This window comes from uncultured Nocardioides sp. (assembly GCF_947489365.1).
GTDB lineage: Bacteria > Actinomycetota > Actinomycetes > Propionibacteriales > Nocardioidaceae > Nocardioides.
Genome location: NZ_CANLDB010000006.1, coordinates 123,339 through 141,971, shown reverse-complemented (window position 1 = coordinate 141,971; position 18,633 = coordinate 123,339). Strand labels below are relative to the sequence as shown.

At 74.7% G+C, this 18,633-nt stretch carries 17 protein-coding genes; 8 read left to right on the top strand and 9 right to left on the bottom strand.

All coding sequences use genetic code 11. The annotated features are described in order from the left end of the window. Window positions 1–37: 37 nt before the first annotated feature. Window positions 38–628 carry a hypothetical protein gene (locus Q0858_RS16585; protein WP_299056722.1) on the top strand — a complete coding sequence of 197 codons (591 nt, stop codon included), beginning with the start codon at window positions 38–40 and terminating at the stop codon, window positions 626–628. A 12-nt stretch (window positions 629–640) separates the two neighbouring features. On the opposite strand, the gene Q0858_RS16580 is transcribed toward Q0858_RS16585, so the two are convergent. Next, window positions 641–1,855 (bottom strand): HAMP domain-containing sensor histidine kinase, encoded by a 1,215-nt coding sequence (locus Q0858_RS16580; protein WP_299056720.1) that lies wholly within the window; start codon window positions 1,853–1,855, stop codon window positions 641–643. 215 nt (window positions 1,856–2,070) lie between these two features. On the opposite strand from Q0858_RS16580, the gene Q0858_RS16575 reads away from it, so the two are divergent. Further along, complete coding sequence (locus tag Q0858_RS16575) at window positions 2,071–3,285, top strand: acyl-CoA desaturase (RefSeq protein WP_299056717.1); 1,215 nt, start codon at window positions 2,071–2,073, stop codon at window positions 3,283–3,285. Between the two features lie 4 nt (window positions 3,286–3,289). On the opposite strand, the gene Q0858_RS16570 is transcribed toward Q0858_RS16575, so the two are convergent. Further along, complete coding sequence (locus Q0858_RS16570; protein ID WP_299056715.1) at window positions 3,290–4,279, bottom strand: aldo/keto reductase; 990 nt, start codon at window positions 4,277–4,279, stop codon at window positions 3,290–3,292. Window positions 4,280–4,425: 146 nt separating this feature from the next. Between Q0858_RS16570 and nhaA the strand changes: the two genes are divergently transcribed. Then, a complete protein-coding gene (nhaA, locus tag Q0858_RS16565) occupies window positions 4,426–6,240 on the top strand; it encodes a Na+/H+ antiporter NhaA (RefSeq protein WP_299056713.1) in 1,815 nt (604 codons plus the stop codon). A gap of 7 nt (window positions 6,241–6,247) precedes the next feature. Here nhaA and Q0858_RS16560 read toward each other — a convergent pair whose 3' ends face one another. Beyond that, the gene (locus Q0858_RS16560) at window positions 6,248–7,978 is read right to left on the bottom strand and encodes an FAD-dependent oxidoreductase (RefSeq protein ID WP_299056711.1); all 1,731 of its coding nucleotides are present in this window, start codon (window positions 7,976–7,978) and stop codon (window positions 6,248–6,250) included. 160 nt (window positions 7,979–8,138) lie between these two features. On the opposite strand from Q0858_RS16560, the gene Q0858_RS16555 reads away from it, so the two are divergent. Together Q0858_RS16555 and Q0858_RS16550 are read left to right on the top strand one after the other, a co-directional pair. Beyond that, a complete protein-coding gene (locus tag Q0858_RS16555; RefSeq protein WP_299056709.1) occupies window positions 8,139–8,570 on the top strand; it encodes a hypothetical protein in 432 nt (143 codons plus the stop codon). A 67-nt stretch (window positions 8,571–8,637) separates the two neighbouring features. Then, window positions 8,638–10,227, top strand: a complete 1,590-nt coding sequence (locus tag Q0858_RS16550) for a peptide chain release factor 3 (RefSeq protein WP_299056707.1) — start codon at window positions 8,638–8,640, stop codon at window positions 10,225–10,227. Between the two features lie 25 nt (window positions 10,228–10,252). Here the strand turns inward: Q0858_RS16550 and Q0858_RS16545 are convergent, their stop codons facing one another. The 3 genes from Q0858_RS16545 to Q0858_RS16535 form a co-directional block, all read right to left on the bottom strand. Further along, the gene (locus Q0858_RS16545) at window positions 10,253–10,936 is read right to left on the bottom strand and encodes an NADPH-dependent F420 reductase (RefSeq protein ID WP_299056705.1); all 684 of its coding nucleotides are present in this window, start codon (window positions 10,934–10,936) and stop codon (window positions 10,253–10,255) included. Between the two features lie 25 nt (window positions 10,937–10,961). Beyond that, entirely contained in the window at window positions 10,962–11,324 is a 363-nt protein-coding gene (locus Q0858_RS16540; RefSeq protein ID WP_299056703.1) for a cyclophilin-like fold protein, read from the bottom strand. 173 nt (window positions 11,325–11,497) lie between these two features. Continuing rightward, a complete protein-coding gene (locus Q0858_RS16535) occupies window positions 11,498–12,535 on the bottom strand; it encodes an alcohol dehydrogenase catalytic domain-containing protein (protein WP_299056701.1) in 1,038 nt (345 codons plus the stop codon). A 163-nt stretch (window positions 12,536–12,698) separates the two neighbouring features. Here Q0858_RS16535 and Q0858_RS16530 point away from each other — a divergent pair, with 163 nt between their 5' ends. From Q0858_RS16530 to Q0858_RS16520, 3 genes are read left to right on the top strand one after another with little or no spacing between them, the layout of a single operon-like run. Next, window positions 12,699–13,604: a helix-turn-helix transcriptional regulator gene (locus Q0858_RS16530; RefSeq protein ID WP_299056698.1), complete on the top strand. Its 906-nt coding sequence runs from the start codon at window positions 12,699–12,701 to the stop codon at window positions 13,602–13,604. Between the two features lie 8 nt (window positions 13,605–13,612). Next, entirely contained in the window at window positions 13,613–14,020 is a 408-nt protein-coding gene (locus tag Q0858_RS16525; protein ID WP_299056696.1) for a cupin domain-containing protein, read from the top strand. 18 nt (window positions 14,021–14,038) lie between these two features. Next, window positions 14,039–14,614, top strand: a complete 576-nt coding sequence (locus Q0858_RS16520) for a DapH/DapD/GlmU-related protein (protein WP_299056694.1) — start codon at window positions 14,039–14,041, stop codon at window positions 14,612–14,614. A 15-nt stretch (window positions 14,615–14,629) separates the two neighbouring features. Here Q0858_RS16520 and Q0858_RS16515 read toward each other — a convergent pair whose 3' ends face one another. Genes Q0858_RS16515 through Q0858_RS16505 form a run of 3 tightly spaced genes read right to left on the bottom strand, consistent with a single transcriptional unit; the run spans window position 14,630 to window position 18,633 of the window. Beyond that, the gene (locus Q0858_RS16515; RefSeq protein ID WP_299056692.1) at window positions 14,630–15,406 is read right to left on the bottom strand and encodes a hypothetical protein; all 777 of its coding nucleotides are present in this window, start codon (window positions 15,404–15,406) and stop codon (window positions 14,630–14,632) included. Window positions 15,407–15,430: 24 nt separating this feature from the next. Further along, window positions 15,431–16,123 carry a response regulator transcription factor gene (locus Q0858_RS16510; RefSeq protein WP_299056690.1) on the bottom strand — a complete coding sequence of 231 codons (693 nt, stop codon included), beginning with the start codon at window positions 16,121–16,123 and terminating at the stop codon, window positions 15,431–15,433. Continuing rightward, window positions 16,120–18,633 carry an ATP-binding protein gene (locus tag Q0858_RS16505; RefSeq protein ID WP_299056688.1) on the bottom strand — a complete coding sequence of 838 codons (2,514 nt, stop codon included), beginning with the start codon at window positions 18,631–18,633 and terminating at the stop codon, window positions 16,120–16,122. The genes Q0858_RS16510 and Q0858_RS16505 overlap by 4 nt, the downstream gene beginning before the upstream one ends.

Sequence of the window (18,633 nt, the reverse complement as noted above, 5' to 3'; positions counted from 1 at the left end):
CCCGCCAGTGGTGGACCCGTCCGTCACGATGGAGGGCATGAGTCGCTCCCTCGGGTCCCGGGCCGTGCTCGTGGTCGCCGCCGTCGTCCTGCTGGCGGGGTGCTCGACGGGCTCGACGGGGACACCGGGCCCGGACGCCGGGACCGGGCGCGGGGACGTCGACCCCCGCCCCGCCGCGCGCATCGCGGACGTCGGCATCCCGCTCCACCTGCCCGAGCTCCGCGGCTCGAGCGCAGGAGCGACCGTCGTGGACGGCGTGCGGCGCGGGGACCCGGCGGTCCGCACGGAGTTCTCCGGCATCGAGGACCCGGTCGTCGGGGACGACACGTGGACGCTGGCGCAGAAGCCGACCCCGGCGCGCGTCTCCGCGGCGCTCGACGGCGGGGGCGCGACGGCGCTCTGCCGGGCCCTGCGCTGGGAGGACGAGGACTACGGCTGCGACGGCGGCGAGGACTACGCGGTCGTGGACTACGAGGGCGACACCACGGTCGCCCTCGTGCGCGGCCCCGCGCTGCTCCTCGCCAACGTCGAGACCGAGAGCGACCCGGAGATCCTGGGCCAGACGGTGACGGCGCTGCGGGACGCCCCGACCGTCAGCGCCGACGACCTGTCCCGGCCGCCCCGCTGAGGGAGCCGGGGCTCAGGCGTCCGGCAGGGAGACGACGAAGGTGGCGCCCCCGCCCGGGGTGTCCCGCAGCTCGAGGCGTCCGTCCATCTCGGTGACCAGCCGGTGCGCGGTCGCCAGGCCGAGGCCGCGGCCGCCGTCGTCCTGCGTGCCGCCCCGCTGGCGGGGCGCGAAGATGCGGTGCCGGTCCTCGACCGGCACCCCCGGTCCGTGGTCGACGACCGAGATCTCGGAGTGGCCCTCGGCCTGGTGCCACCGCACCTCGATGCTCGGGTCGGTGGGCCCGGCGTACCGGGCGGCGTTGGCGAGCAGGTTCTGCAGGGTCAGGCGCAGCGCGACCGGTCGGCAGCAGACGAGGGCGTCGGTCGGGTCGAGGCGGACGTCCAGGACGTCGAGGTCCTGACCGAGGTCCTCGACGGCGTCCGCGGCCACCCGCAGCCACGAGGTGGGTCGCAGGTCGTCGAGGTCGGCCGGCCGCGGCTCCGCGAGGAGGTGGCCGATCGTGGTCGACATCCGCTCGGCCGAGCGGCGTGCGCGGTTCAGCAGGTCGCGGGACCCGAACGCCTCGCCCGGGTCGTCGCCGGCCCGGGCGGCCTCCTGCTCCTCGAGCATGCCGAGCGCCATCTGCACCGTCGAGAGCGGGCCGCGCAGGTCGTGGCTGACCGTGGCGGCGAAGTCCACGAGCCGGGCGTTGGCCACCTCCAGCGCGCGGGCGGAGGCGCGCCACCGCCGGGACTGCAGCTCCAGCTCCAGCACGTCGGTCACCCGGGCGGCGAGCAGGGAGAGCACGACCCGGTGCTGGTCGGCCAGCTGCCGGGGCGCGGTGTCGAACAGGCAGAGGCTGCCGATGGGGACCTTGGCCGGGGTGACCAGCTGGAAGGTGGCGTAGAAGCGCACCGAGGCCGGACCCGTCACCCAGGTGCTGTCCCGGAACCGCGCGTCCTGGCTGGCGTCCGCGAGCACGACCGGCTCGGGCTCGTCGACGACGACCGCGCACATCGACTCGGCGCGCGGCGAGACCCCGCCGGTGAACCCGACCGCCTCGACCTGGTGCTGCTCGTCCTCGGTGAAGAGGTTGATGACCGCCATGGGCACCCCGGACGCGGCTGCGGCGAGTGCGACCAGGGACCGGATCTCGGCGCGGGACGGGTGACGCTCGTCCAGCAGGCCGTACGAGCGCAGCGCGTGCTGTCGTCTGGCCTCGAGGTCGTCACCGGTTGGTCCGACCATGACGAGCCCCCTGTGAACACTCACGCGCCCGGACACCGGACCCCCCGATCCACCGCGACACGCCACGGTAACCCAGCCACCCGCAGCAGTGGCGACGCCCGCGGGCCTGTGACACCCGTGCCAGGCTCTGGTCGACCTGCTGGTCCCGTGCGGGAACCGATCCGTGAGGACACGGTGAACCTGGGTACAGCACACCCCACCCCGAGGAGGCGTTGATGACCGCTGTGCAGATCCCCGCGGCCGAGGTTGCTCCCCGCGCCTCCGGCCCGACCGCCCACCTCACCGACGCCGACGTCGCGGCCATCGGCCGTGAGCTCGACGCGATCCGCGAGGAGGTGCTCGCGAGCCGCGGCGCCCGCGACGCGGCGTACATCCGTCGGGTGATCGCCGTGCAGCGCGGCCTCGAGTGGGGTGGGCGGGTGGTCCTGCTGGCGGGTCGCTGGCGGCCGGCCTGGGTGCTCGGCACGGCCTCGCTGACCGTGGCGAAGATCCTCGACAACATGGAGATCGGGCACAACGTCCTCCACGGCCAGTGGGACTGGATGCGTGACCCCCGGATCCACTCGCAGACCTGGGACTGGGACCACGCCTCCCCGGTCGAGCAGTGGAAGAAGGCCCACAACGAGGAGCACCACACCTTCACCAACATCCTCGGCGAGGACAACGACCTCGGCTACGGCATCCTGCGCGTCGACGAGGACCAGGAGTGGCGGACGCGGCACCTCGCCCAACCGTTCTGGAACCTGGTGAACGCCTGCTTCTTCGAGTACGGCATCGCGCTGTACGACCTCGGGCTCGGCGACGAGCTGCGCTCCGGCGGGGGCCTGTCCCCGGACCTGCGTCGGCGGGCGCGGGCGACGCTGCGCAAGGCGGGCCGGCAGCTGACGAAGGACGCCGTCGTCCACCCGCTGCTGTCGGGCCCCGGGTGGCGGGCGACGCTGACCGCCAACCTCACCGCGTGCCTCCTCCGCAACCTGTGGAGCCACTCGATCATCATGTGCGGCCACTTCCCGGAGGGCGTCGAGACGTTCGAGCGGGCGTCGCTGCCCGAGGACGAGACCCGCGGCGACTGGTACCTCCGCCAGATGCTCGGCTCGGCGAACATCTCCGGCTCACCGGTGCTGCACCTGATGGCCGGCAACCTGTCCCACCAGATCGAGCACCACGTGTTCCCGGACCTGCCGAGCAACCGCTACCGCCGGATCTCCCCGGCGGTCCGCGCGGTGTTCGAGCGCTACGGCCTCACCTACCACTCGGCCCCGCTCACCGAGCAGGTCGCGAGCGCCTGGCACAAGGTCCTCCGGCTGTCGCTGCCCAACGGCTGGCTGGCCGCGACCAACCGGCGCAACGTCCGCTCGCAGGTGGGTGCGCTGGTCCGGATGGCGCGTACGCCGCAGCCGGCGGGCGCCGCAGCCCTCAGCGGTCGATGAGCACTCAGCGGTCGATGAGCTTCGCCATCGCCTCGGGGTAGCGCTCGCCCTGGACCCGGACCTCGGTCGACGCCCGGTCGAGCTCGGCGAGGTCCTCCGCGGCCAGCTCCACGTCGGCGGCGCCGAGGTTCTCGTCGAGGCGCTCGAGCCGACGGGTGCCGGGGATGGGCACGATCCAGGGCTGCTGGGCGAGCAGCCACGCCAGGGCGACCTGCCCGACGCTGGCGCCCACGCGGTCGGCCACGGTCCGGACGAGGTCGACGAGCGCGAGGTTCGCCGCGAGGGCCTCACGCTCGAAGCGGGGCATCGTGGCGCGGATGTCGCCCTCGCCGAAGGTCGAGTCGGCGGTCACCTGACCGGTGAGGAACCCGCGTCCCAGCGGGCTGAACGGGACGAACCCGATCCCGAGCTCCGCGAGGGTGGGCAGGATCTCCGCCTCGGGCTCGCGCCAGAACAGCGAGTACTCGCTCTGCAGCGCGGTCACCGGGTGGACGGCGTGGGCGCGACGGATGGTGCCGACACCGGCCTCGGACAGGCCGAGGTGGCGCACCTTGCCCGCGGCCACGAGCTCGCCGACGGTGCCGGCGACGTCCTCGATCGGGACGTCGGGGTCGACGCGGTGCTGGTAGAGCAGGTCGATCGTGTCGGTCCGCAGTCGCCGCAGGGAGCCCTCGACGGCGGCCCGGATGTCCGCGGGCCGGCTCGAGACGCCGGTCTGCTTCCCGTCGGTGTCGAAGGCGAAGCCGAACTTCGTGGCGAGGACGACGTCGTCCCGCACGGGGGCCAGCGCCTCACCGACGAGCTCCTCGTTGTGGAAGGGGCCGTAGACCTCGGCGGTGTCGAAGAAGGTGACGCCGCGGTCGACCGCGGCGCGCAGGAAGGTGATCATCTCGTCGCGCGGCGGCCGGGCGCCGAACGACTGGCTCATCCCCATGCAGCCGAGGCCGAGGGGCGAGACGGTGGGTCCGGTGGTGCCGAGGGTGCGTGTCTGCACGGGGTCCTCCCGGGTGGTGGTGGCGTGGTGGTCGGACCTCCTGCCAACCTGGGCCGGGACTGAATCCATCCCTGCGGGTGTTCGGTGTCCCCGGCGGGCCCGATCCGGCCCGCCGCACGCGGGCACGGCGGAGGGAGGACGGCGCGATGACGATCCTGCGCGGGCTCACCGACCGGATCCGCACCGAGCCGGGCGCCGCCGCGCTGCTCGCGGTCGTGACCGTCGTGGCCCTGGTCTGGGCCAACACCCCCCTCTCCGGTCTGTACGACGACCTGTGGCACGTGCCGGCGGGCTTCAGCCTCGGCCCGGTCGGCGTCGAGATGGACCTGCACCACTGGGTCAACGACGGCCTGATGGTGCTGTTCTTCTTCCTCGTCGGGCTCGAGGTGCGTCACGAGCTGGCCGAGGGGTCCCTGCGCGACCGCAGCGCCGCGATCCTCCCGATGGCCGCCGGCGTGGCCGGCGTCGTCCTCCCGGTGCTGATCTACGTCGCCGTCGTCGGGGGCGCGGGCGGCGGGGAGGGCCTCGGCGGGTGGGGGGTCGTGGTCGGCACCGACACCGCCTTCCTGCTCGGCGCCCTCGCGGTCGTGGGCCCGGCGATGTCGAACCAGCTGCGGGTCTTCCTGCTCGCCCTGACCGTCGTCGACGACTTCCTGGCCGTCGCGGTGATGGGCGTGTTCTACAGCGACGACGTCCGCGTCGGGTGGCTGCTGGCGGCGCTCGCCTGCCTGGGGGCGCTGTGGCTGCTGGGTCGCACCCGGCAGTGGCGCAGCTCGCCGTACGTCGCCGTGGTCGCGGTGCTCTGGTACGCCACCGTGCAGGCCGGCGTCCACCCCTCCCTGGCGGGGATGGCGGCCGGGCTGCTCGTGCCGGCGTTCGCCACGCAGCGGCACTCGGTCGAGGCCGCGAAGTCGGACTTCCGCGACTACTGGCAGTCACCCCAGGCGATGGCGGCGCAGGCGGTCCGCAGCAGCCTGTCGCGCTCCATCTCGGTCAACGCCCGCCTCCAGCACTCCCTGCGCGGCCCCACGACGCTCGTCATCGTGCCGGTCTTCGCCCTGGCGAACGCCGGCGTCGACCTGCGCGGCGGCCTGCTCGGCGAGGCCCTGACCTCGTCGGTCACCTGGGGCGTCGTCGCCGGGCTCGTGGTCGGCAAGCTGCTGGGCATCTCGCTGGTCACCCTGGCCGCCGTCCGGCTCGGGCTGGGGCGGCTGCCCGACGGGGTGGGCAGCGGCAGCATCCTCGGGGGCGCGGCGCTGTCGGGCATCGGGTTCACCGTGTCGCTGCTCGTCGTCGAGCTCGCCTTCGACGGCACGCCGATGGCAGGGCAGGCCACGGTCGGGGTGCTCCTCGCGATGGTGCTGGCGCTGCTGCTCGGGTGGGCCGTCTTCGCCCTCGCTGCGCGCTTCATGGGGGAGACGACCGCCGACCTGCCGACCGTGCTCGACCCGCCGGTGGACCCCGCGCGCGACCACGTCCGCGGCAACCCCGACGCGTCCCTGACCGTGGTGGAGTACTTCGACTTCGAGTGCCCCTTCTGCGCCCGCGCGACCGGCATGTGGAAGGACCTCAAGGCCCACTTCGGCGACGACCTGCGCTACGTCGTCCGCCACGTGCCGCTCGACGGGATGCACCCGCACGCCCGGCTGGCCGCCGCTGCCGCGGAGGCCGCCGGCCGTCAGGGGCGCTTCTGGGAGATGCACGACCTGCTGTTCACCCGCCAGGACGCCCTCGAGGCCGACGCGCTGGTGACGTACGCCGACGAGCTCGGACTGGACACCGAGACGTTCGCGGCGGACCTGGGGTCCGCCGACCTGGCGGCGGTGGTGCAGGCGCACGCCGACAGCGCCCACCGCAGCGGCGTCCGCGGCACCCCGACGTTCTTCGTCGACGGCCTGCGCCACCTCGGTCCGCACGACGCCCGCACACTGATCGACCAGCTGGAGGCGGCGCGCCGCTAGCGCCCGGTCACGGCTCCGCGGTCGCGGCCAGGTGCGCGTGGACCAGCGGGACGACGCTCGCGCCCTCGCCCGAGGCGGACGCCACCCGCTTCATCGACCCCGACCGGGCGTCGCCGGCGGCGAAGACGCCGGGCACGGTGGTCGCCAGGGCGGCGGGCGGGCGCTCCCCGGCCCAGTGCTCGCGCGGCACGTCGCGGCCGGTGAGCACGAAGCCGCGCTCGTCCAACGCGACCTCGTCCCCGAGCCAGTCGCAGTGCGGCTCGGCGCCCAGCAGGAGGAACAGCCCGCCGACCTCGTGGCGCTCGCGGCCGCCGGTGACGACGTCCTCCAGCTCGATCCAGCCGAGCCGGTCGCCGGTCGCGCCCGGCCCGCCGTCGACGACCCGCGCACACGGGCGGACCTCGACGTTCGGGGTGTAGCGGAGCTCGCGGACGAGGTAGTCCGACATCGTCTCCGCGATGCCGTCGCGGCGGACGACCAGCGTCACCGTGCGGGCGAAGCGGGCGAGGTGGATGGCGGCCTGTCCCGCCGAGTTGCCGCCGCCGACCACCACGACGTCGACGTCGGCGCACTCTTGCGCCGCCGAGGCCGCCGCGCCGTAGTGCACGCCGCGGCCGACGAGGTCCTCCACCGGCTCGACCCCGAGCCGCCGGTAGGCGACACCGGTGGCCACGACGACCGCGCGGGCCCGGACGGTCCCGCCCGCGGTGTGGAGCCGGTGCGGCGCCTCGCCGGCGCCGGCCTCCAGGCGGTGCACGTTGGCGCCCGTGAAGAACCGCGTGCCGAACCGCAGCGCCTGCCCGCGCGCCCGCTGGGCGAGCCGCATCCCCGAGACGCCGCGGGGGAAGCCGAGGTAGTTTCGGATCATCGAGCTCGTCCCGGCCTGCCCGCCGATGGCGCCGGCCTCGAGCATCACCGTCGACAGCCCCTCCGAGGAGGAGTAGACGGCGGCGGCGAGGCCCGCCGGGCCGCCCCCGACCACCGCCACGTCGACCACCTCGTCGACGTCGATGTCGGAGGGCGCGCCGTACACCGACGCGGCGACCTCCTGCAGGGAGGTGACGCACCGCGGCCCGCCCACCATGTTCCGCAGGACCGGGTACGTCGCCGGGCCGAGGCCGAGCTCCGCGTGCTCGCGCAGGACGGCCGCACCCTTCTCCGACTCGGGCGTGACCAGCTTCGTGGGCATGCCCATGCGGTAGAAGAAGTCGCGGATCTGGACGGCGAGGGCGTCGCCGGCGGGGGCCACGACGACGTTCGTGACGGCCGTCGGCACCGCGATCGTGGAGCCCCAGTCCGACAGCAGCTCGGTCAGGACGGCGTGGAACTCCTCGTCGCGCGGTCCCCGGGGCATGAGCAGGAACGCGTCGTACTTGCCGGCCGCCATGCCGTGGCGCAGCTGGTCGGCGCGGTCACGGAAGACGCTCATGTGCGCGACGACCACCCGCTTCGCCGACCGCGCAAGGTCGCGCCAGCGGTACATCGACGACAGCGTGCCCATCCCCGGCTCGTCGGCCTCCATGACGATCAGCGCGACCTGCTCGGTCGGCCCCAGGGAGGCCAGCAGGTCTGTCGTCGCCTCCGCCGAACCGCACCAGCGGACGTCGTACTCGCCCTCGTAGCGGCGCAGCGGCAGGCGGAGGTCGTCCGGGTGGCCGGCGCTGCACACCACGAGCAGGGGCTCGGGCGTGGTGGGCGGGACGAACGGGACGGGCTGGGCAGGCTCGGCAGCGGGCACGAGGCGCTCCCTCGTCGTGGTCAGGCGGTGTGGTCGGGTCGCCCGGTCGGCACGTCGTTCGGCGCAGCCGGGCGGGGCTGGAGGCGGTTCCTCCATCCTGCCCGGGAACCTGACCGCCCACCAGGACGTCGTACGGGGCGTGAGAAGGCAGGCGACGGCGATGGTCCTCACCGCCGGACTGGTGCTGTCGGGCTGCGGCCTCCTCGGCGGGTCGGGGAACGGCGGCGAGGCCGAGGGACCGGACGGTGCGGCCGGTGGCGCGACGGCGGCGCAGGAGCGCGCCCGGTTGGTGAGGGTCGAGCGCGAGGAGAAGGAGGCCCGTGCGGAACCCGAGCTCGGGACGTTCGTGCGCGGGGTGCTGCGGGTCAACGACGCCGGCTGCTACGCCGTCGGTCGGGCCGTGGTCGTCGCGCCGCCGGGCTCGCTCGCCCTCGGCGACGGTCTCGGGGTGCACCTGCCCGACCTGGGCGACCTGCGGACCGGCGACCGGGTGGAGGGCGTCGCCCGGCCGATCGAGGACCCCCGGACCGTGACCCGGTACGACGACTGCGTCGACGCCGGCACGACCGGCGTGACGGTCATCGCGGCCTGAGGCCCGGGACACCGTCCGGCAGGGGTGCGGGCCGGTCGGGTCGGCGGCCCCTCCGTAGGCTGGGCGGGTGTCGTCGACCGAGCGTGATGTCCGGCCCCGCCGGACCTTCGCGGTCATCAGCCACCCGGACGCGGGCAAGTCCACCCTGACCGAGGCGCTCGCCCTGCACGCGCAGGTCCTCACCGAGGCGGGCGCCGTCCACGGCAAGGCCGGGCGCCGGGGCACCGTGTCGGACTGGATGGAGATGGAGCGCGCACGCGGCATCTCGATCACCAGCGCCGCCCTCCAGTTCGAGTACGACGGCCACGTGGTCAACCTCGTGGACACCCCGGGCCACAGCGACTTCTCCGAGGACACCTACCGGGTGCTGTCGGCCGTGGACTCCGCGGTGATGCTCGTCGACGCCGCCAAGGGCCTGGAGCCGCAGACGCTGAAGCTGTTCAAGGTCTGCACGCTGCGCGGCATCCCCGTCATCACGGTCATCAACAAGTGGGACCGCCCCGGGCTCGAGCCGCTGGAGCTGATGGACCTCATCGAGCAGCAGATCGGCCTGCGCCCCACACCGCTGACCTGGCCCGTCGGGGTCGCCGGCGACTTCCGTGGCGTGCTCGACCGGCAGTCCGGTGACTTCCTGGCGTACACCCGGACCGCCGGCGGGGCCACCCGCGCGCCCGAGCGGCGGATGTCCGCCGAGGAGGCCGCCGCCGACCCGGTCGCCACGGCGGAGGGTGCCTGGGAGCAGGCGGTCGAGGAGGACGCGCTGCTGTCCGCCGACGGCGCCGACCACGACCAGGACGACTTCCTCGCGGGACGCTCCACCCCGGTGCTGTTCGCCTCCGCGCTGTCGAACTTCGGCGTCGCCCGGCTGCTCGAGGAGCTCGTCGGCCTCGCGCCCGCACCGGGTCCCACGGCCACCGTCGACGGGGCGACGCGGGAGGTCGACGACGACTTCAGCGCGCTGGTCTTCAAGGTCCAGTCGGGCATGGACGCGGCCCACCGCGACCGCCTCGCCTACGCCCGGGTCTGCTCGGGGACCTTCGAGCGCGGGATGGTGGTGACCCACGCGCGGACCGGACGGCCCTTCGCCACCAAGTACGCGCAGGCGGTGTTCGGGCGCGAGAGGTCGTCGGTCGACCTGGCGCTCCCCGGCGACATCGTCGGGCTGGTGAACGCCTCCGCGCTGCGGGTCGGCGACACCATCCACACCGGGACCCCGGTCGAGTTCCCGCCGATCGCGACGTTCGCGCCCGAGCACTTCGTCTCGGCCTCCGTGAGCGACACCGGACGGGCGAAGCAGTTCCGCCGGGGGATCGAGCAGCTCGACCAGGAGGGCGTCGTCCAGGTGCTCCGCTCCGAGGCGCGCGGCGACGCCTCCCCGGTGCTCGCCGCGGTGGGCCCCATGCAGTTCGAGGTGGTGCAGGCCCGGCTGGCCTCGGAGTTCGGCGCCGTCGTGCGCCTCGAGCCGCTGCCGTACTCCCTGGCGCGGGCGGTCGCCCCGGACGTGGCCCAGGAGCTCTCCGGGATGCCCGGGGTCGAGGTGCTGGGACGCTCCGACGGGGTGCTGCTCGCGCTGTTCTCCGACAAGTGGCGGCTGGCGACGGTCCAGCGGCAGCGCCCGAACCTCGAGCTCGCCGAGCTGCCGGCGGGCGGGGCCTGAGCAGCCTCGGTCCCCAGGGCTCGGCTCAGCCGGCGGACCGCCGCGCCGCGAGGACCTCGCGGCCGCGCTCGGACTCCGCGAACGTCCCGACCATGGCGCGCAGCTCGTCGGCCGGGACGCTGGCGCCGAACGGCTCGGTGCCGGGCTCGAGCCGGACGCCGTCGGCGAGGGTCCCGACCTCCAGGGGGTCGAAGCCGAGGGAGTCGACGAGCCGCGCCACCGTCGCCACGTCGTCCGGGTCGTCGCCGGCGATCGCGATCGCCTTCCGGTCGGGGTCGCCCGACGGGCGGGGGCTCTCGTCCAGGTCGTGGTAGCCGACGTGGTTGAACGCCTTCACGACCCGGGACCCTCGCAGGTGGTCGCGGACGATCTCGCTGGACGACGTCCGCGGGTCACGGAGGTCGTCGCGCTCCCCGTCGACCTCCCACCAGTAGTTCATGGCGTCGAGGACCAGCGTCCCGTCGAGCAGGTCGGCGGGCAGGCTGCGGTGCTTGCCGAGGGGCAGGGCCAGCACGACGAGGTCGCTGCCGGCGACGACCTCCTCGGCGGTCGCCGGCACAGCGCCGGGGGCGAGCACCTCGACGGTGAGCGCGATCTTCTCGACGGGGCCCGAGCCGGCGATGAGCACCTCGTGCCCGGCGGCGACCGCGAGACGGGCGAGGACGGTGCCGACCTTGCCGGCGCCGAGGATGCCGAGGCGGGTGCTCATCGCAGCACCGTACGGCGGGTTCCCCTCAGGGCCTCGCGCGGGTGACGACGGCCTCGACGTCGCCGGGCATCGCGGCCAGCCGCGCGGCGGCGTCGCCCTCGAGGCGGCCGAGGACGACGATCCCGGGGTAGGCGGACTGCTCGCCGTGGTAGAGGACGAGGTCCTGGCCGGGGGCGTAGTAGCCGAGGTCGCCCACGGCGGGGTCGCCGACGTCGGGCTGGCCGTCCAGCGACAGCGCCGAGGGCAGGCGCCCGGTCTTCTCCACGCCCTGGTGGTCGGTCATCGCCACCGTCACGGGCAGCTGGGCCACGAGGTCCCGCGACGCGGCGCTGTCGTCGAGCCGGGCGACGACGGTCTCGCCGCCGACCTCGATCTCGATCCTCCTCACCAAGTCCCCCTCGGTGCTCCGGCCCGCGGACGACTGCTCCGCCGCCGGCCGCGACGTCGGGTCGGCCGGTGCGGACGCCGCGCGGTCGCTGGACGGCGCGGATCCGGACCCGCAGGCCCCGAGCGTCGCTCCCGCCGCGAGCACCAGCGGTGCGAGCAGCCGGCGGTGCGGTCTCACGGGCGGACGAGGACCTTGAGGGCCTCGCGGTCGGCCATGCGCCGGTAGCCGTCGGGGACGCCGTCGAGGTCGGTGGTCGCGTCGAAGACGAGGCCGGGCTCGATCTCGCCCCCGAGGACGGCGGGCAGCAGCTCGTCGACGTACGCCCGGGTCGGGGCGGGTCCGCCGGTGAGGGTGACGTTGCCGGCGAAGAGGCTCCCGAAGCCGATCGGCGCCTCCTCGTACTGCGGGACGCCGACGCGGCTGATCGTGCCGCCCGGGCGGACGACGCCGTACGCCTGCTCGTACGCCGGGAGGTGGCCGACCGCCTCGAGCACGACGTGGGTGCCGTGCCCGCCGGTGAGGTCGCGCACCGCGGTGACGCCCTCCTCGCCGCGGGTGGTGACGACGTCGGTGGCGCCGAACTCACGGCCCAGGTCGGTGCGGGCCGTGTGGCGGCCCATGAGGACGATCTGCTCGGCGCCGAGGCGTTTCGCGGACAGCACCGCGAGCAGCCCGACCGCGCCGTCACCGATGACGGTGACCGACGTCCCCGGTCCGACACCGCCGCGCACCGCGGCGTGCCAGCCGGTGCCGAGGACGTCGGAGAGGGTGAGCAGCGAGGGCATCAGCGCGGAGTCCTCGGCGACCGGGAGGCTCGCGAGCGTGCCGTCGGCGAGCGGCACACGGATGGCCTCGGCCTGGCCGCCCTCGCCGGCGAGGCCGTCCCAGAACCCGCCCCGCACGCAGGAGGTCTGCAGGCCGGCGCGGCAGAACTCGCAGGCGCCGCACGAGAAGGCGAACGGTGCGACCACGACGTCGCCGCGGTTGAGCGTCGAGACCTCCGCGCCGGTCTCCTCGACGACACCGACGAACTCGTGGCCGACGTGCACGGGCCCGTCCTCGGCGGCCATCGAGCCGTACGGGTGCAGGTCGCTGCCGCAGATGCAGCTGGCCGTGATCCGCACCAGCGCGTCTGTCGGCTGCTCGATCCGCGAGTCGCGCACGTCCTCGACCCGCACGTCGCCCGCGCCGTACATCAGTGTCGCCCTCATCGTCCGCTCCTCGTGCTCGTCTGGTCCGGTGGCCGGCCCCGAGAGGGCCGACGGGTCGAGTCAAGCGCGGCCCGCGGGCGCGGGGGAGTCACGGACGTGAGGTGCACCGACAGGGCACCCTTCACGGCTCCCCGGGGGCCGTCGGCGTGCCTAGGGTCGAGGCATGGACAACCGCCAGGAGGTGCGTGAGTTCCTCACCACCCGCCGCGCCCGCGTCACCCCGGAGCAGGTGGGCCTGCCCGCCGGCGGCACCCGCCGGGTGCCTGGGCTGCGCCGCAGCGAGGTCGCCACGCTGGCCGGGATGAGCGTGGAGTACTACGCCCGGCTCGAGCGCGGCCAGATCGCCGGCGCCTCGTCCGGGGTGCTCGAGGCCCTGGCCTCCGCGCTGCAGCTCGACGGCACCGAGCGCGCCCACCTGCTCGACCTCGCCCGCGCGGCGGACGGCGTGCCGTCCTCCGGTCGCCCGCGTCGTCGTACGCCGGGCCGCGCCGCTCCGCGACAGAGCCTGCAGTGGGCGCTCGCGGCCATCACCGACGGCGTCGCCTTCGTGCGCGACGCGCAGCAGAACATCGTGGCCATGAACGACCTGGCACGGGCCTTCTACTCGCCGGTGATCGGCGACGGCGCCGACGGGACCGGGGGTGACGGGCGGGGCGGACGCCTGCCCAACCTGGCCCGCTTCCAGTTCCTCGACCCGGTCGCCCGCGACTTCTACCCCGACTGGGACCGCTTCGCCGCGATGTGCGTCGGGATCATGCGCGTCGAGGCCGGGCGCGACCCCCACAACCGGGCGCTCCAGGACCTCGTCGGCGAGCTCTCGACCCGCAGCGAGGTCTTCCGCCGGCTGTGGGCCGACCACGACGTCCGCACCCATGGCGCGGGCACCAAGCGCTACCAGCATCCGGTCGTCGGTGAGCTGACCCTCGTGTACGAGGAGCTCGCCGTCACCGCCGAGCCCGGGCACGCCCTGCTCGTGTTCACCGCCGAGCCGGGGTCGCCCTCCGCCGAGCGGCTCCGGCTGCTCGCCTCCTGGGCCGCCCACCCCACCGACGCCCCGACCCCCCACTAGGAGACACCGTGCAGATCACCCGCAGCTCCGTCGACACCGTCAAGGGCCCGGCGGACTGGTTCACCGGCGACGTCTGGATCGACGCCGTCGCCGCCGCACCCGCCCCGTCGCGGCTCTCGGCGAACCTCGTCCACTTCACCCCCGGCGCCCGCACCCACTGGCACCGCCACCCGCTCAGCCAGACCGTCTGGGTCACCGAGGGCGTCGGCCTCTGCCAACGTCGCGGCGGCCCCGTCGAGGTCATCCGACCCGGCGACCGCGTGCTGTTCGAGGCCGACGAGGAGCACTGGCATGGCGCGGCCCCGACCCGTTTCATGGCCCACCTCGCGATCAACGAGGCCGACGACGAGCACGACGTCGTGCACTGGCTCGCGCCCGTCACCGACGACGAGTACGCCGCCGCGCCGGCGCTCTGAACCCGGGACCTGCACCACATGGACCTCCGCACCTTCCTCGACCACGTCGACCGCGGCCTGACGGTCGAGGCCGGCTCCGAGGCGCACCGCGTCATGCACGCCGCCTCCCAGGAGGCGCTGCGGATCGTCGCCGAGATCAACACCGCCTACCGCGACCCCGACGAGGTGCGCGCCCTGCTCGCCGAGCTCACGGGCGGACCGGTGCACGAGTCGGTCGTCGTCTTCCCGCCGTTCCACAGCGAGTTCGGCCGCAACCTCCACCTCGGCCGCGACGTCTTCGTCAACATGGGCTGCCGCTTCCAGGACACCGGTGGCATCGAGGTCGGCGACGGCTCGCTGATCGGCCACGGCTGCACCGTGACGACGCTGAACCACTCCCTCGACCCGCAACGCCGCGGTGACATGACCCCCGCCCGGGTCGTGATCGGACGCCGGGTGTGGCTCGGCGCGAACGTCACCGTCGTCCCCGGGGTCAGGATCGGGGACGGCGCCGTCGTCGGTGCGGGCGCGGTGGTCACCCGCGACGTCCCGGCCGACACGGTCGTGGCCGGCGTGCCGGCCCGGGTCGTGCGGGCCACCGGCTTCACGAGCTGACGCGGTCGGCTCCGCTCAGCGACGCAGTGTCGCCGCCCACCGCTCGAACCCGGGGTGGATCGCCTCGGCCGCCGCCAGGGTCGTGGCGGTGTCGCTCGCGGGCGTGAGGCCGGCGTCGCGCAGCCGCAGGACGAACGCGGGCCCGCGTTCCGCGTGGACCTCCTCGACCATGGCGGTGAGGGTGTCCTGGTACCAGATGTAGTTCTCCGGCCCCACGTCGAAGTAGATCCCGTCGAGGTCCTCGAGCGACCGGTACGCCGGGGTGACCGCAGCGGCGTGGTCGCGGGAGACCCGGACCCACAGGGCGGCGTCCGCCGGACGGTGCGCGGCGAGGAAGCAGTAGGAGAGGTACGTGGCCGTGAGCTCGCCCAGCCACCCGAGCGGGAGGTCGAGGCCCGTCTCCCGCACGTGCAGGTGGCCGAGCTCGTGCACGGCGATGAGGTCCGCGAAGCGGGCGGCGTCCTCACGGGACGCGACCTGGGCGTAGGTGTCGACGAGCGGGTTGTCCGCCGCGGTCGCGGGGATGACCACGACGAGCTCGGTCTCGCTCGCGTACGGGATCCCGTACGGCGCACCGTCCTCGTTGTCGGCCCAGTCGTCCGGGGCGGCCACGACCACCGTCGGGGAGAAGGCGGTGCCGAGAGCGTCGCCGAGGTAGGCGTGGGCGTCGCGCGCCAGCTCCTGCAGCTCGCGGGCCCGGTCCTCGTGGCCGGCGCTCGCCCGTGTCGTCGGCAGGCCGGGGATCGCCGCCAGACCCGCCCATCGCTCGGTCTCTCCGGTCGCCTCGGTCACGTCGGGCACCGTACCGGCGTCGGCTCAGTCCGTCTCCAACGTGTAGCCGAGCCCGGCGGTGGTCGTCAGGTGGCGGGGGTGCGAGGGGTCGTCCTCGAGCTTGCGGCGCAGCTGCGCGGCGTACAGCCGCAGGTAGTGATAGCTGTCCTCGTAGCCGAACCCCCACACCTCGCGGAGGATCTGCTCCCGGGTCACGAGCTTGCCGGCGTGCCGCGCGAGCAGCTCGAGGAACGACCACTCGGTGGGGGTCAGTCGCACGTCCTCCCCGCGGCGGGAGACCCGCTTGCGGCCGAGGTCGATGACGAGGTCGCCGACCGTGACCTGCGAGACCGTCGGCCCCGCGGCGGCGCTCCGGCGTACGGCGGCCCGCAGCCGCGCCATCAGCTCGTTGATCGCGAACGGCTTCGTCACGTAGTCGTCGGCGCCCAGGTCGAGGGCCTCCACCTTGTCCTCGCCGTGCTGGCGGGCGGAGAGGACGACGATCGGCACCGTCGTCCACCCGCGGAGGCCGGCGATGACCTCGGTGCCGTCCATGTCGGGCAGGCCGAGGTCGAGCAGCACCACGTCGGGGTGGCCGGTCGCGGCGGTGTCGAGGGCGCCGCGTCCGTCGTGGGCGACCAGCACCTCCCAGCCGTGGGCGCGGAGGTTGATGGCGAGGGCACGGGCCAGCGCCTGCTCGTCGTCGACGACGAGGACCCGCGGGGCAGGCGTGCTCACCGGTGCTCCTCCCCGGCCCGGGGCAGGCCGACGATCATGGTGAGGCCACCGCCCGGGGTGTCCTCCGCGGCCAGCGTGCCACCGAGCGCGTCGAGGAGGCCGCGGGCGACCGCGAGCCCCAGCCCGAGGCCGCCGGACGACGTGTCCCCGAGGCGTTGGAACGGCTCGAACATGCGGGTCCGCTGCTGCTCGTCGACCCCGGGGCCGCGGTCGACCACCAGGACCTCGACGGCGTCGGGGAGCACGTGGGCCAGGACGCGCACCGGCTGGCCGCCGCCGTGGCGGACGGCGTTGTCGACGAGGTTCGCGACGACGCGGGTGAGCAGCCCGGCGTCGGTGTGCACCAGCGGCACGGACTCGTCGACGTCGAGGACGACGGCGTCCGGCGGGTGGCCGGCCACGGCGAGGGGGAGCACCTCGTCCAGCGAGAGCGGGCGCAGCGCGGGCCGGACGAGGCCGCTCTCCAGCCGCGAGAGATCGAGGAGGTCGTCGATGAGCCGCTGCAGGGTCTCGGCGGAGGCGTCGACGGCCGCGAGCAGCTCCGTGCGCTCGTCCGGGGAGACCGAGTCGAGCAGCGCGCCGTCGACCGACGTCCGCATGGTGGCGAGCGGGGTCCGCAGGTCGTGGGAGACCGCCCGGAGCAGGGCGGTCGAGGTCGCCTCGGTCCGCTCGAGGGTGGCGGCGCGCAGGTCGCGCTCGCGCAGCCGGCGGTACTCCAGCACGAGTCCCGCCTGGGTCGCGAAGCCGTTCAGCACCCGCTGGTCGGCGGCGCGCAGTGGTTCCCCGCACAGCGCGAGGACGTGGGTGTCGTCGACCCGGACCCGCGTGTCGCCGTCCTCGGGGGACGCCGCGCAGGGCCCTCCGGCGGAGGCGACGACGACCCAGCCCGCCTCGGTCCGGGTCAGCAGCGACACCGCCCGCTGCCCGAACGTCTCGCGGACGCGCTCGACGACGGCCTCGGCGGTGTCCTGCCCGGTCAGGACGGACTGCGACAGGTTGCTCATCGTCGCGGCCTCGGTCCGGGCGTCGAGCGCCTCGGCCGCACGTCGCGAGGCGCGGTCGACGACGGTGGCGACCCCGACGGCGACGGCGACGAAGACCGCGAGCACCAACAGGTTCCGCGGCTCGGCGACCGTCAGGGTGCCGGTCGGGGCGGTGAACCAGTAGTTCAGGGCGCCGAACCCGATCACGGCCCCGAGCACGGCGGGCAGCAGCCCGCCGACGAGCGCGACGGCCACGGTGCAGGCGAGCAGCGCGAGCGTGGCCAGCGCCAGGTCGTCGGTGTCGGTGAAGCTGTGGAGCACCCCCGCGAGCAGGAGCGGCAGCACCACGGCCCCGACCCACCCGGCGACCGTCCGCGTCGGCGACAGCGGCGACAGCGCGGGGCGGGCCACGGTCCGGCGGGCCACGTGGTCGTGGGTGACGAGGTGGACGTCGATCCGGCCGGCCAGCGAGGCGATGCGGTCGCCCGTCGTCCCCGCCAGCAGGCGACGGAGGCGGCCGTGCCGCGAGACGCCGACGAGGACCATCGTCGCGTTCGCGCCGGAGGCGAACTCGACGACCGCGGCTGCCCGGTCCTCCCCGACGACGGTGTGGAAGGTGCCGCCGAGGTCGCCGACGAGACGCTGGACCCCCTCGAGGCTCCGCTCGTCGGTGCTGCGGAGCCCGTCGCTGGCGATCACGTGCACGGCGAGCAGCTCCGCGCCGGCGGAGCGCTGCGCCAGCCGGGCGCCCCGGCGCAGCAGCGTCTCGCTCTCCGGGCCGCCGGTGACGGCGACGACGATCCGCTCCTTCGCGGGCCAGGTCTCCGAGATGCGGTGGGCGCGGCGGTAGTCGTCGAGCTGGTCGTCGACACGGTCCGCGAGCCACAGCAGGGCCAGCTCGCGCAGCGCGGTGAGGTTGCCGACCCGGAAGTACGACGTCAGCGACGCGTCGATGGTGTCGGCCCGGTAGATGTTGCCGTGCGCCATGCGTCGCCGCAGCGCGTCGGGGGACATGTCGATGAGCTGGATGCTGTCGGCGGCGCGGACGACGTCGTCCGGGACGGTCTCCCGCTGCCGGACCCCGGTGATCCGCTCCACCTCGTCGTTGAGCGACTCGAGGTGCTGGATGTTCACCGTCGTGACCACGTCGATCCCGGCGGCGAGCAGCTCGGCGACGTCGTCCGCACGCTTCGCGTGGCGGCTGCCGGGGACGGTGGTGTGCGCGAGCTCGTCGACGAGGACGACCTCGGGACGGCGGGCGAGGACGGCGTCGGTGTCCAGCTCGGTCAGCGTCGTCCCGCGGTGCTCGACGTGACGCCGCGGCACCACCTCGAGGCCCGCCAGCTGCTTCTCGGTCCGCTCCCGGCCGTGGGTCTCGACGAGGCCGACGACGACGTCGGTGCCGCGCTCGGCGCGCCGGTGGGCCTCGCCGAGCATGGCGAAGGTCTTGCCGACGCCGGGGGCCGCGCCGAGGTAGACGGTGAGCCGCCCGCGACGCCGTACCGCCCCACCGTGCGGCTCCGCCAC

Bases quoted from the DNA above. Each gene is read 5' to 3' on its own strand.
- Q0858_RS16585 (WP_299056722.1), top strand. From the start codon at position 38: ATGAGTCGCTCCCTCGGGTCCCGGGCCGTGCTCGTGGTCGCCGCCGTC.
- Q0858_RS16580 (WP_299056720.1), bottom strand. From the start codon at position 1,855: ATGGTCGGACCAACCGGTGACGACCTCGAGGCCAGACGACAGCACGCG.
- Q0858_RS16575 (WP_299056717.1), top strand. From the start codon at position 2,071: ATGACCGCTGTGCAGATCCCCGCGGCCGAGGTTGCTCCCCGCGCCTCC.
- nhaA (WP_299056713.1), top strand. From the start codon at position 4,426: ATGACGATCCTGCGCGGGCTCACCGACCGGATCCGCACCGAGCCGGGC.
- Q0858_RS16555 (WP_299056709.1), top strand. From the start codon at position 8,139: ATGGTCCTCACCGCCGGACTGGTGCTGTCGGGCTGCGGCCTCCTCGGC.
- Q0858_RS16545 (WP_299056705.1), bottom strand. From the start codon at position 10,936: ATGAGCACCCGCCTCGGCATCCTCGGCGCCGGCAAGGTCGGCACCGTC.
- Q0858_RS16535 (WP_299056701.1), bottom strand. From the start codon at position 12,535: ATGAGGGCGACACTGATGTACGGCGCGGGCGACGTGCGGGTCGAGGAC.
- Q0858_RS16530 (WP_299056698.1), top strand. From the start codon at position 12,699: ATGGACAACCGCCAGGAGGTGCGTGAGTTCCTCACCACCCGCCGCGCC.
- Q0858_RS16520 (WP_299056694.1), top strand. From the start codon at position 14,039: ATGGACCTCCGCACCTTCCTCGACCACGTCGACCGCGGCCTGACGGTC.